The organism is Mesorhizobium sp. M0910 (assembly GCF_040319465.1).
Lineage (GTDB): Bacteria > Pseudomonadota > Alphaproteobacteria > Rhizobiales > Rhizobiaceae > Mesorhizobium.
Window position 1 is genome coordinate 1 of sequence record NZ_JAMYNZ010000017.1, and the last position, 11,724, is coordinate 11,724.

Below are 11,724 nucleotides of genomic sequence, written 5' to 3' on the forward strand. Positions count from 1 at the left end.
TCGAATGGCATCCCGAACCCCCCAGCGCAAAGCGCGCCAAACTGTTCGCGATGTCCTCGCACACCTGTTCGCGATGTCCCCGGTCCAAACAGGGGGGAGATCACGCTGTCCTACTGCGCCGACGGCTCCTCGGCGTCGCCCTCGTCGGCGAAGGGCGAGGCGCTCGGCACGCACTGCACCGACCAGCCGGCCGGCGTCGGTTGCTTCTGGTATTCGGTTATGGCGAAGGCGCACTGTTCGCGGGTGTCGAATGTGCTGGGCAGCACGACCATGCCGCCTTGCGGGCCGGCGATCACCAGATACCAGACTAACGCTACGCTCGGTGCCGCCATGAGTATTTCCTCGCTCTGCTTGTTTGGGAGTCGCACGATCCTAGCAACTCCGGCCCAGCGGCGAAAGCTGGGCCAAAGCGCGGCGTTAAGCCACGGCATCACAGCCGCGTGATGTCGGTCGTTTTCCGGCTGTGGTTCAGTTCACCGCAAAACAATAGAACAGGCCGTCGCCGCCGGTGCCCTTCAGCGCCTCCTGGCTGCAGCCACCGCGTGACGCATGCGAGGAATTCCACGATTTGGCGGCTGCCGAATCATCGAGGCCGGTACGATCGTGATGACCCATCATCGCCACACCTTCTGCTCCGCTCAGCGTCCAGTCGCCGCAGGTCTGGTCGGCTATTTTCGCGCCATCCGGCTTGGAGCCGGTCAAAACGTCGTGCCGGTTGGGCGTGTCGCCGCGGCCGTTGACCATTTGGCCCTTTTCGTCGAGTGCCGTCTGTTTGGTGATGGCGTTGGCATCGCTATGCAGGGAAGCGACATCATCGGCGATCTTGACGCCCTTGGCGTTGAACCACGGGCCTTTGCCGATACGGTCGCGTGCATCGGTATCGCTGGTCGAGAGATAAGCGCGCCATGTCTTGCCGGTAACGCCCGCGGCTTCGGCCAGTGAACTACAATGGGCGTCGGCGCCGGCCACACCGCCGAGATCGGCGCCTTTGCCGGAGCCGACGCTGGTGACGAAAAAGCTCATCGTTGCCTCCTGCGACGACGTGGCGCCGATAACTGCAAGCAGCGCGGTGGCAGTCAAGAGAAGCAGTCTCCGCATATGGTCCTCCGTTCCTCGAATTGTGGCACCCGAACAACGTTGGTGCCGGCGCAATTCTTCCGGCAAAATGCGATGTGTGGCTACTCCGGCTGCCGGTAGGCGACAAAGCGATTGTGCTTGGCCTGGAAGATCAGCCCGGTCTCCTTGAGCATAGGGCTGGCCAGCGGCACGATACGCTTGGCGATCTCCGAAGGGTGCGGCAGTGTTTCAGGATCCTCGCCGGGTACGGCCTGCGCCCGCATCGCGGTGCGCGTTGCCCCGGGATCGGCGGCATTGACCCTGAGCGGCAGGTTTTCGGTCTCATGCGCCCATGAACGCGTCATGGCCTCGACCGCCGCCTTCGACGCCGCATAAGGCGCCCAGAAGGCGCGTGCGGAGTGGGCAAGGCTGGAGCTCAGCACGATAGCACGGCCGGCATCTGAAAGCCTGAGCAGCGGGTCGACCGAGCGGATCAGCCGCCATGTTGCGGTGACGTTGATGGTCATCACCTTCTCGAAGGTCTTGGCCTCGACATGGCCGATCGGGGCGATGACGCCGAGCACAGCGGCGTTGGCGACCAGTATATCGAGCTTGCCCCAGCGCTCGTGGATGGCGCCGCCCAGCCGGTCGATCCCCGCCATGTCGGCAAGATCGAGCGGGACCAGCGTCGCCTGCCCGCCATCTGCCTTGATCTGGTCGTCGAGTTCTTCCAAGCCGCCGACGGTGCGAGCAACTGCAATCACATGCGCACCGGCCGCGGCAAGCTCCCTGGCGATGAAATAGCCGATACCGCGCGACGCGCCGGTGACGACCGCAACGCGGCCGGAGAGGTCAAGGCTCATACGATGGATTCCGACAGGCAAGGTGAAACCGCCGTAAGGGGCCAAGGGGACGGAGACAAACGGACCGGCAAGGCCTACGACCCACCTGCCGCCAACAGCGACAGCGTGCGCACATTGTCGGAGCCTTCGAAATCGGCAAGCCGGGTCGGATACTGACCGGTGAAGCAGGCGTCGCAGAATTGCGGCTGCTCGTTGTCGCGGCCGGCTTCGCCGACGGCGCGATAGAGCCCGTCTATCGACAGGAAGCCGAGCGAATCGACGCGGATGAACTCGGCCATCTCCTCCACCGACATGCGCGATGCCAGCAGCTTCGATTTCTCCGGCGTGTCGACGCCGTAAAAGCATGAGGCGCGCGTCGGCGGCGAGGCAATGCGCATATGCACTTCCTTCGCGCCGGCATCGCGCACCATCTGCACGATCTTCTGGCTGGTGGTGCCGCGCACGATCGAATCGTCCACCAGAACCACCCGCTTGCCTTCGATCATGCGGCGATTGGCGTTGTGCTTGAGCTTGACGCCCATGTGGCGGATCGAATCGCCGGGCTGAATGAAGGTACGGCCGACATAGTGGTTGCGGATGATGCCGAGCTCGAACGGAATGCCCGCGGCCTGTGAAAAGCCGATCGCCGCCGGCGTGCCCGAATCCGGCACCGGCACGACGATGTCCGCCTCGACCGGGCTTTCCAGCGCCAGCTCGGCGCCGATGCGCTTGCGCACTTCGTAGACATTGCGGCCTTCGACAGACGAATCCGGCCGCGCGAAATAGACATATTCGAAAATGCAGAAGCGGGTCTTCTGCGGCTCGAACGGGAACAGGCTTTCGATCCCCTTGCTGGTGACGACGACCATTTCGCCGGGCTTCAGGTCACGCACGAAACGCGCCCCGATGATATCGAGCGCACAGGTTTCCGAGGCGAGGATCCAGGCACCGTCAAGATCGCCGAGTACCAGCGGGCGGATGCCGAGCGGGTCGCGGCAGCCGATCATCTTCTTGGACGTCATCGCCACCAGCGAGAAGGCGCCTTCGACCTGGCGCACCGCATCGATAAAGCGCGAATTCAGGTCGCGCTCCTTGCTGGTGGCAACCAGATGCAAGAGCGTCTCGGTATCGGAGGTGGAAGAGAAGATGGCGCCTTGCTTCTGCAGCGCGCGCTGCACGGTCATGGCGTTGGTGAGATTGCCGTTGTGGGCGACGGCAAAGCCGCCATCGGCAAGTTCGGCGAAGAAAGGCTGGATGTTGCGCAGGCCGGAGCCGCCGGTGGTGGCATAGCGCGTGTGGCCGATGGCACGGTTGCCTTGCAGGCTGTCGATGACACGCTGCTTGGTGAAGGTGTCGCCGATCAGGCCGACATGGCGTTCGACATGGAATTGGGTGCCGTCGTAGGAAACGATGCCGGCCGCTTCCTGGCCTCGATGCTGCAACGCATGCAGGCCGAGGGTTACGATGGCTGCGGCGTCCTGCCGGCCGAAAATGCCGAACACGCCGCATTCGTCGTGGAAATGGTCGTCGGCTTCGGCGGAAAGCACGTCGTCTGCGTCTGCCATTGGGGGCTCAAGCTCCGCTAAAGTCGCCATATAAGGTCATAGCGCATCGAAAGCAACGCACGTCGTGCGGCGTTCACATGATCGTCAGTCTTGATGCCTCGCCAAGTCTGCAGATTGGCAAGTCTGTCGAAATCAGTTTGCCGGCGCCGGGTTTGCAGGTGCCGGCGTCGCGGGCGCATTGTCGGCCGGTGGCGCGTCGCTGTCATCGGGTGCCGGAGCGGTGGCGTCGTCGCCGGCGGCAGGTGCTTCCGCTGCAGGGGCGTCTGGGGCCAGAGGCGTCTCGGTGGCTGGCTGATTCGGATTGAGCTTGTTGAGGATAGCGTTTTCCGGATCCTCGGGCAGCAGGCTTTCGAGCTTGGCGCCGATCGATTCGAGCAGCGGCTTTGACTTGGCGTTGGCAATCCAGCCTGGGGCCTTGGCGCCGGCCAGCCAATTGAAGAAAAGCAGCGCAACAGCGACGACCAGGATGCCGCGCGCCGCGCCATAGAGGAAGCCAAGTGTACGATCGAGCGCGCCGATCCTGGAATCGATGATCCAGTCGGCGAGCTTCATGGTGATGACCGAAACGACGATCAGCGCGACAATGAAGACGATACCGGCGGCCGCGGCCATGGCGGCCTTTTCGTTGTCGATATAGGGCTGAATGTAAGGCAGCACCGGCTTGTAGAAGAAGAAGGCGGCCGCCGCGGCGGCTGCCCAGGAGATGATCGACAGGATCTCGCGCGAAAAGCCGCGAACCATGGCGAGCATCGCCGAGACCAGGGTGAAGCCGACGAGAATTCCGTCAAGCAGCGTAATCGGCATGTTTTCGCCCCACTCCGATCTCTTTTTCGCGGCTCGACGAGCCGCATCACTCTCGCTCGTCGACGCGGCTGCGCCGTGAGCCGGCTATGCGCGCCACGAGATCGGCAAGCTCGGTGGGCTGGAAAGCGCCGGCTCCGATCCCCCCGACCCCATTACCACCGACAAGTTCCTCGCTGCCCAAGGGCAGAACCGCGCTTCCGAAACCCAGCTTTTCGGCTTCCTTGAGGCGCTGCTGCGCATGTGCAACCGGCCTCACCGCACCCGAAAGGCTGATTTCGCCGAAATAGACGCAATCGGCGGGAAGGGCAAGACCGGTGAGCGAGGAAACCAGTGCCGCAGCCACCGCCAGGTCGGCCGCCGGCTCCGAAATGCGGTAGCCGCCGGCAACGTTGAGATAGACGTCGTGGGTGCCGAAGCGGACGCCGCAATGAGCTTCCAGAACCGCCAGGATCATCGACAGCCGGGCACCGTCCCAGCCGACGACGGCGCGGCGCGGCGTGCCGAGCGACGACGGTGCTACCAGCGCCTGGATCTCGACCAGCACCGGCCGTGTGCCTTCCATGCCCGCGAAAACCGCGGCGCCCGGCGACTTCGCGTGGCGTTCACCGAGGAAAAGCTCGGACGGGTTGGCGACTTCCCGCAAGCCCTTGTCCGACATTTCGAAGACGCCGATCTCGTCGGTTGGCCCGAATCGATTCTTGACCGTGCGCAGGATACGGAAGTGGTGGCCGCCTTCGCCCTCGAAATAGAGCACCGCGTCGACCATGTGCTCGACGACGCGTGGGCCGGCGATCTGGCCCTCCTTGGTGACATGGCCGACCAGAACGATCGCCGCCCCTGTGGATTTTGCGTAGCGGATCATCGCCTGGGCCGCGGCACGCACCTGGGTCACCGTGCCGGGCGCCGAATCAGCCATGTCGGTCCACAGCGTCTGGATCGAATCGAGAATGACCAGATCCGGCCGCTTGCCATCGGCGATGGTGGCGAGGATGTCCTCGACATTGGTTTCGGCGGCGAGCTCGACCGGGGTGTCGGCGACGCCGAGCCGCTGGGCGCGCAGCCTGATCTGGGCGACCGCCTCTTCACCCGAGACGTAGACGATGCGGTGGCCCTTTGCCGCCAGCGCGGCCGCGGCCTGGGTGAGCAGCGTCGACTTGCCGATGCCGGGATCGCCGCCGACCAGCAGCGCCGAGCCTCGCACGAAGCCGCCGCCCGTGGCGCGGTCGAGCTCGCCGATGCCGGAGACGATGCGCGGCGCGTCCTCGATGTCGCCGGACAAGGTGGTGAGCACTACGGCGCGACCCTTGCGCGCGTTACGGCTATTGGCCGGACCCGAGCCGATGCCGCCGGACGTACCTTCCTCGACCAGCGTGTTCCACTCGCCGCACGCATCGCATTTGCCGGCCCAGCGCTGATGCACCGAACCACAATTCTGGCAGATGAACTGGACGCGCGATTTGGCCATCAGGCGTGGCCCGGTTCGGGTGTGGCAGGTGCCAGCGCAGGATAGGGAGGCGGGACAGCGCCCCCCTCTGTCCTGCCGGACATCTCCCCCACGAGGGGGGAGATCGGACTGAACGTAGGATTTCGCCAATTTTCCGCGTCGCAAAAAAGAGTGGCGTCGCGAGCGACGGCCAATCTCCCCCCATGTGGGGATGTCCGGCAGGACAGAGGGGGGCGCCGTAGAGCGCCGACCGCATTTTCGGGGCGTGGTTTAGCGAGCTGGTTCAAATTCAGTGCTTCTTGGCGAGAGCGCGAACTTCGGCAAGCGCCTCCTCGAGCAATTCCGGATTGGGTGGCAGCATCTGCGAGTTGTAGATGGAAATCATGCCCTGTGTCTGGGTGGCAAACTCCGGCTCCGCTTTCCGCGCTTCCTCAGTGATCGCATCCACGTAAAACAGGAAATTCTGCCCGGCCAGAACAGGCACACCGCATCCACCCATGATCAGAGTGGTCGTGGAGACCACGCCATTCGGTTCCGGTTTGCCCTTGAACACCTCGGCAATCTCGTATCGTACGTTAACCAGTATTCGGCCATCACCCTCATCAGGCGGAACAGTTCCAAGTTTGATTGGGCTAAGCTCAGTTTCAGTAACCATGCCTCGGAATACCAGGGAGGCCTCCGCAAACGCTCGCTGCGGCGTCCAATCTGGAGGCATGGAACAAGCAGAGGCGGTTGCGAGGGCGGCAACCGCGCCAATGAGCGCAAAAGCAAGAACGGCGGCGCATCTGAAGTGGTTACCCATGCTACTCAAACCGATCCGGCAAATGATGCTCCTCGGCAAGGTCGGAGAAGCGGGTGAACTCGCCCTGGAAGGCGAGGCTGACCGACCCCGTTGGGCCGTGGCGCTGCTTGGCGACGATGACTTCGGCCTTGCCGCGCATTTCGTTCATCTCGTGTTCCCATTTGATGTATTCGTCGGTGCCCGGCTTCGGCTCGCGGTTCTTCAGGTAGTATTCCTCGCGGTAGACGAACAGCACCACGTCGGCGTCCTGCTCGATCGAACCGGATTCGCGCAGATCGGAAAGCTGCGGGCGCTTGTCGTCGCGGCTCTCGACCTGGCGCGACAGCTGCGACAGCGCAATGATCGGCACCGCCAGCTCCTTGGCCAGCGCCTTGAGCCCGGTGGTGATCTCGGTGATCTCCTGGACGCGGTTTTGCGATGATTTCGCGCTCGATCCCTGCATCAGCTGGATATAGTCGATGACGATGACGTCGAGGCCGCGCTGGCGCTTCAGGCGGCGCGCACGGGCAGACAGCTGAGCAATGGAAATGCCGCCGGTCTGATCGATGAACAGCGGGATTTTCTGCATCGTCTGCGAGCACGCGACGAGCTTTTCGAAATCCATCTCGCTGATCTCGCCGCGCCGGATTTTCGACGACGGGATTTCGGTCTGTTCGGAAATGATGCGGGTGGCCAGCTGTTCGGACGACATTTCGAGCGAAAAGAAGCCGACGACGCCGCCGTTGGCCGCCTTGAACGAGCCGTCGGCCTGCTGTGCGGGGACATAGGCCTCTGCGATGTTAAAAGCGATATTGGTGGCGAGCGAGGTCTTGCCCATGCCGGGGCGCCCCGCAATGATGATCAGGTCGGACGACTGGAGGCCGCCCATGCGGCGGTCGAGGTCGCGCAAGCCGGTGGCGACGCCCGACAGATGCCCGTCGCGCATATAGGCGGCATTGGCCATGTCGACGGCGGTCTTGACGGCGTCGGTGAAGCTCTCGAAGCCGCCATCATAGCGGCCGGTCTCGGCCAACTCGAACAGGCGCCGCTCGGCATCCTCGATTTGGTCGGAGGGCGACATGTCGACCGGCGCGTCATAGGCGATGTTGACCATGTCCTCGCCGACCGTGATCAGCGCGCGCCGCGTGGCCAGATCGTAAATGGCGCGGCCATAGTCGGTGGCGTTGACGACCGTGACGGCCTCGACCGCCAACCGCACGACATATTGCGCCACCGTCATGTCGCCGACCTTCTCATCGGCCGGGAGGAAGGTCTTCAGCGTGATTGGCGTCGCGACCTTGCCCATGCGGATGAGCTCGGCCGCGACCTCGAAGATCTTTCTATGCAGCGGCTCGTAGAAATGGCCGGGCTTCAGGAAGTCTGAGACGCGGTAGAAGGCATCATTGTTGACCAGTATGGCGCCGAGCAGCGCCTGCTCGGCCTCGATGTTATTCGGCGCCTCGCGATAGAGCGGTGTTTCCGCCACGCCGAATTTTCGTGCTGCCTCTGCCATGATGTCCCCGGTCCTGATCCCCGGTCTCTCGATATCAGAACGAGACAAGTCGGTGATGACTTATCTGCATCAGTCCCCAACCAACCAACTTTGATGCCCGCGATTCACAGCCAGGTTCTTTCGGTGGAAAGAATCTCAATTGACTCGAATCAAGATGGCGAGCCTAGCCGTTCTTGGGCGAGAACAAAACAGGAAAATAGCTGCCGGTCATTCCGGCAAGGCATCACCCCAGTCCAGTCGCCGCGCGGCCTTGAACGCCCCTCCATCGCGCTTGGTGAACAGTCGCTCGGCAGCACTCCCATCCTGTTGGCAAAGCTTCAGCAAGACCTTGCCGGAGCCCGAATTCGGCGGTGCGATCACTCGCGCTTGAGGCGGAGCGGTCGGATGGCGGGAAGCCGCGACAAAGATGAATTTCTCGTCCTCCCACGGCACCTCGGCATCCTTGGCCAGACGGTGCAGGCGCGAGCGGGCGACGCGGCGGGCGAAATGGCACCAGTCGGGAGCGACGAGCGGGCAGGGCGCCTCATGCGGGCAGGGCGCAAGCACGTGCGCCTCCGTCTCGATCAGCTGCCGCCGCACGGCAAGAATACGCTGCCAGCCGGCCGGCGTGCCCGGCTCGACGACCAGCAGCGTGTCGGCGGTCAGCTGCCAGAGCCGGTCGACGAGTTTTGCCAGCGATGCCGGCGCGATCTCATCCAGCACATAGGCTGAAGTCACCAGCTCGGCCGGCTCCAGATCGACCAGGTCGACGGTGACGTCGCCGGTCCGCCAGGCGGTCCTGGCCGTGATCGCATCCGCGGCAAGCGCTTCGCCGACCCTTCGCACGGCGGCGCCGGCCTCGAGCAGCACCGCCTGTTGGAGATCCGGCCAGAGATTCGTTGTGGCCCAAAGCACCGTGCCAGGGCCGGCGCCGACATCGAGCAGGGTTCTCGGAGCATAATCGGGCCGCGCCTCGCTTACCGCCTCGAGGCTGGCGCGGACGGCAGCATAGGTCGCCGGCAGCCGCGTTGCCAGATAGGCCTTCACCGCAATGTCTTCGGCCATGTGCAGGCGACCGTCGCGCAACTCTGCGCGGTAGCGGTCTGACAGGGTCTTTGCCGCTTGCTTAAGCATCGGCAACGGCACCTGTTCGAGAAGGCGGTCGACGCCTTGTCTAAGCGGGACGGGCAGTTCCATCGCTTAGGCAGTCCGAGGTGAGAGCAGAATGACCGAGGCGCTAACGATGCAGATCGCGGCACCGGCAAGGTCCCAGCGGTCGGGGTGCACGCCTTCCGCCAGCCACAGCCAGGCCAGCGAGGCGGCAATGTAGATGCCGCCATAGGCGGCGTAGGCCCGGCCCGCCGCGCTGGTGTCGACCAGCGCCAGCAGCCACGCGAATAGCACCAGCGAGACGAGACCGGGCGCCAACCACAGCGGCGATTTTTCCAGCCGCCACCATGCCCAGAACGAAAAGCAGCCGGCGATCTCGGCAAGTGCGGCAGCGACGTAGAGGAGGTAGGTCATAAAAAAGGTCCCGCGTTGACGGGTGCCTTTTCAGCGTGCCAGCCGGCAATGGCAAGCGGCAATGGGACGATCGCCGGCCGCCTACTCCGGATCCGCCACTTTGCGGCGGCGAGCGGGCTTGGCCGCCGGAGCCTTTTCACGACGTCCAAGATCGCGCATCTCCAGCGCCTTCTCACAGTTGGCCATGTAGTCGCGCGTCATCGGCAGCGTGTCGTTCTTCTTGGCAATCTGGATCTGGAAAATCACCAGATCCTGCCAGCGGAAGGCAGCTTCCGAGGCGGCAAGATAGAACTCCCACATACGGCAGAAGCGCTCGTCATAAATCGCCTTGGCCTTGTCGCGGTTGGCGGCGAAGCGTTCGCCCCAATGCTTCAGCGTCTCGGCATAATGCAGCCGCAGAACCTCGATGTCGGTGACGACGAGCCCCGATTTTTCGATGGCCGGCATCACTTCGGAGAGCGACGGAATATAGCCGCCCGGGAAGATGTATTTGCGGATGAAGGCGCTGGTCGCCCACGGCACGCCGGAGCGGCCGATCGTATGCAGCAGCATGACGCCGTCCGGCTTCAGCAGCGTCGCCGACTTGTCGAAGAAGGTGCGGAAATGATTGACGCCGACATGCTCGAACATGCCGACCGAGACGATGCGATCGAAACGTTCATTGAGTTCGCGATAGTCCTTGATGTCGAAATGAACCCGGTTTTGCAGGCCTTGCGCATGGGCGCGGTCGGTGGCGACGCCGTGCTGCTCGGTCGACAGCGTCACGCCCTGTACGTCGACGTCGAACGCCTTGGCGAGATAAAGCCCAAGCCCACCCCAGCCGGAGCCGATATCGAGCACCGTCTGGCCGGCCCTCAGCCTGAGCTTGGCGGCAATATGGCGCTTCTTGGCCGCTTGTGCCTCGTCGAGGGTCATATCCGGCTGCTCGAAATAAGCGCAGGAATATTGCATGTCCTCATCGAGGAAGAGGCGGTAGAGGTCGCCCGACAGATCGTAATGGCGCTGCACGTTGCGGCGCGCCCGCGACGCCGTGTTGATCTGCTGCAGGCGCCGGAAGGCGTGGCGCAGACCTTCGATCGCTTTCGACCAGGTGGCATCGATACCGCCGCTGCCCATGTTCTGGAACGCAATGCGCATCAACCCCAGCACGCCGCCCTCGAGAATGTCGAGTTCACCGTCCATGTAGGCTTCCGGCACCGCCAGCATCGGATCGAAAGTGATGGCGCGCTCGGCATGCCTTGTCTTGATATGCATGTGCACCGGCTCGCCGCTGCCGTCACCGAAAGTCACCATCGAGCCTTGCGGCCCTGTCACCTTGAGATTGCCTGTGCGGACCAGGCGGTCGAGAATGCGTTTCAGCAGAATATTCATGACCAAATGTCCCCTCTCGGTCAGACAGGCTGTCTTATTCTGCATCAAGATATAGGGGTTCGAAAAGTTCCATTTGGCATAAAAATGCCCGGGTACGAGGCCCGGGCATTGGTCCAGAATAGCGATTAGCCGGCGAATGCCGACGAATGAGGATCAGCCGTTGTCTTCGCCGCCCTCGAACTCCGCATTCGGATCGAAGAAGTTTTCCGGCCGCGCATTATCGTTGATGTCCTCGCCGTAGATGGCTTCGGCGGTGGTCAGCGTTTCGCCCTTGGCCTGGCGCTCGGCTTCGTCGGCCGTGCGGGCAATGTTGAGCGTGATGGTAACCTCGACCTCCGGATGCAGCGCGATCGCCACATTGGTGACGCCAATGGTCTTGATCGGCTGATTGAGCAGGATCTGGTTGCGGTTGACCGAAAAACCTTCCGCCGTCACCAGCTCGGCGATGTCGCGTGTCGAGACCGAACCATAAAGCTGACCGGTCTCGCCGGCCGAGCGCACGGCGATGAAGCTCTTGCCGTCGAGCTTTTCTGCAATCTGCGCGGCCTCGGACTTGCGCTCCAGGTTGCGGGCTTCCAGTTGCGCCCGCTGTCCCTCGAACTTCTTCTTGTTAGCTTCGTTGGCGCGCAGCGCCTTGCCCTGCGGCAACAGGAAATTGCGGGCGAATCCGTCCTTGACCTTGACAGTGTCGCCCATCTGGCCGAGGCGGGAAACGCGTTCGAGAAGAATGACTTCCATGGTTTTGTTCCTTCGCTTGGGCGCTATCCTCAGGATCGGCGCCGAGTTCTCTGGAACAGGTCAGGAAGCTGGGGCGTCGCCGCCTGTGTCGCTGTCCTGCCTGTCGC

Annotated in this window: 12 protein-coding genes; all 12 read right to left on the minus strand. The window is 63.3% G+C overall.

The window, feature by feature from the left end:
- Positions 1 to 110: 110 nt before the first annotated feature.
- Complete coding sequence (locus NKH78_RS28790; protein WP_254820234.1) at positions 111 to 332, minus strand: hypothetical protein; 222 nt, start codon at positions 330 to 332, stop codon at positions 111 to 113.
- A gap of 136 nt (positions 333 to 468) precedes the next feature.
- The gene (locus tag NKH78_RS28795; RefSeq protein ID WP_352507943.1) at positions 469 to 1,098 is read right to left on the minus strand and encodes a hypothetical protein; all 630 of its coding nucleotides are present in this window, start codon (positions 1,096 to 1,098) and stop codon (positions 469 to 471) included.
- A gap of 80 nt (positions 1,099 to 1,178) precedes the next feature.
- A complete protein-coding gene (locus NKH78_RS28800) occupies positions 1,179 to 1,919 on the minus strand; it encodes an SDR family NAD(P)-dependent oxidoreductase (protein WP_352507942.1) in 741 nt (246 codons plus the stop codon).
- Positions 1,920 to 1,993: 74 nt separating this feature from the next.
- Positions 1,994 to 3,463 (minus strand): amidophosphoribosyltransferase, encoded by a 1,470-nt coding sequence (gene purF / locus NKH78_RS28805; protein ID WP_352479226.1) that lies wholly within the window; start codon positions 3,461 to 3,463, stop codon positions 1,994 to 1,996.
- 132 nt (positions 3,464 to 3,595) lie between these two features.
- A complete protein-coding gene (locus NKH78_RS28810; RefSeq protein WP_254820238.1) occupies positions 3,596 to 4,267 on the minus strand; it encodes a CvpA family protein in 672 nt (223 codons plus the stop codon).
- A gap of 46 nt (positions 4,268 to 4,313) precedes the next feature.
- A complete protein-coding gene (radA, locus tag NKH78_RS28815) occupies positions 4,314 to 5,732 on the minus strand; it encodes a DNA repair protein RadA (protein ID WP_352705357.1) in 1,419 nt (472 codons plus the stop codon).
- A gap of 268 nt (positions 5,733 to 6,000) precedes the next feature.
- Positions 6,001 to 6,513, minus strand: a complete 513-nt coding sequence (locus NKH78_RS28820; RefSeq protein ID WP_352739691.1) for a hypothetical protein — start codon at positions 6,511 to 6,513, stop codon at positions 6,001 to 6,003.
- A 1-nt stretch (position 6,514) separates the two neighbouring features.
- Complete coding sequence (locus NKH78_RS28825; protein WP_352739689.1) at positions 6,515 to 8,005, minus strand: replicative DNA helicase; 1,491 nt, start codon at positions 8,003 to 8,005, stop codon at positions 6,515 to 6,517.
- A gap of 207 nt (positions 8,006 to 8,212) precedes the next feature.
- Positions 8,213 to 9,181, minus strand: a complete 969-nt coding sequence (locus NKH78_RS28830) for a small ribosomal subunit Rsm22 family protein (RefSeq protein ID WP_352739687.1) — start codon at positions 9,179 to 9,181, stop codon at positions 8,213 to 8,215.
- A gap of 3 nt (positions 9,182 to 9,184) precedes the next feature.
- A complete protein-coding gene (locus NKH78_RS28835) occupies positions 9,185 to 9,508 on the minus strand; it encodes a YnfA family protein (RefSeq protein WP_352739685.1) in 324 nt (107 codons plus the stop codon).
- Between the two features lie 81 nt (positions 9,509 to 9,589).
- Positions 9,590 to 10,879 (minus strand): cyclopropane fatty acid synthase, encoded by a 1,290-nt coding sequence (locus NKH78_RS28840; protein WP_352739683.1) that lies wholly within the window; start codon positions 10,877 to 10,879, stop codon positions 9,590 to 9,592.
- 153 nt (positions 10,880 to 11,032) lie between these two features.
- Positions 11,033 to 11,617: a 50S ribosomal protein L9 gene (rplI, locus tag NKH78_RS28845; RefSeq protein ID WP_254820243.1), complete on the minus strand. Its 585-nt coding sequence runs from the start codon at positions 11,615 to 11,617 to the stop codon at positions 11,033 to 11,035.
- Between the last annotated feature and the right edge of the window lie 107 nt (positions 11,618 to 11,724).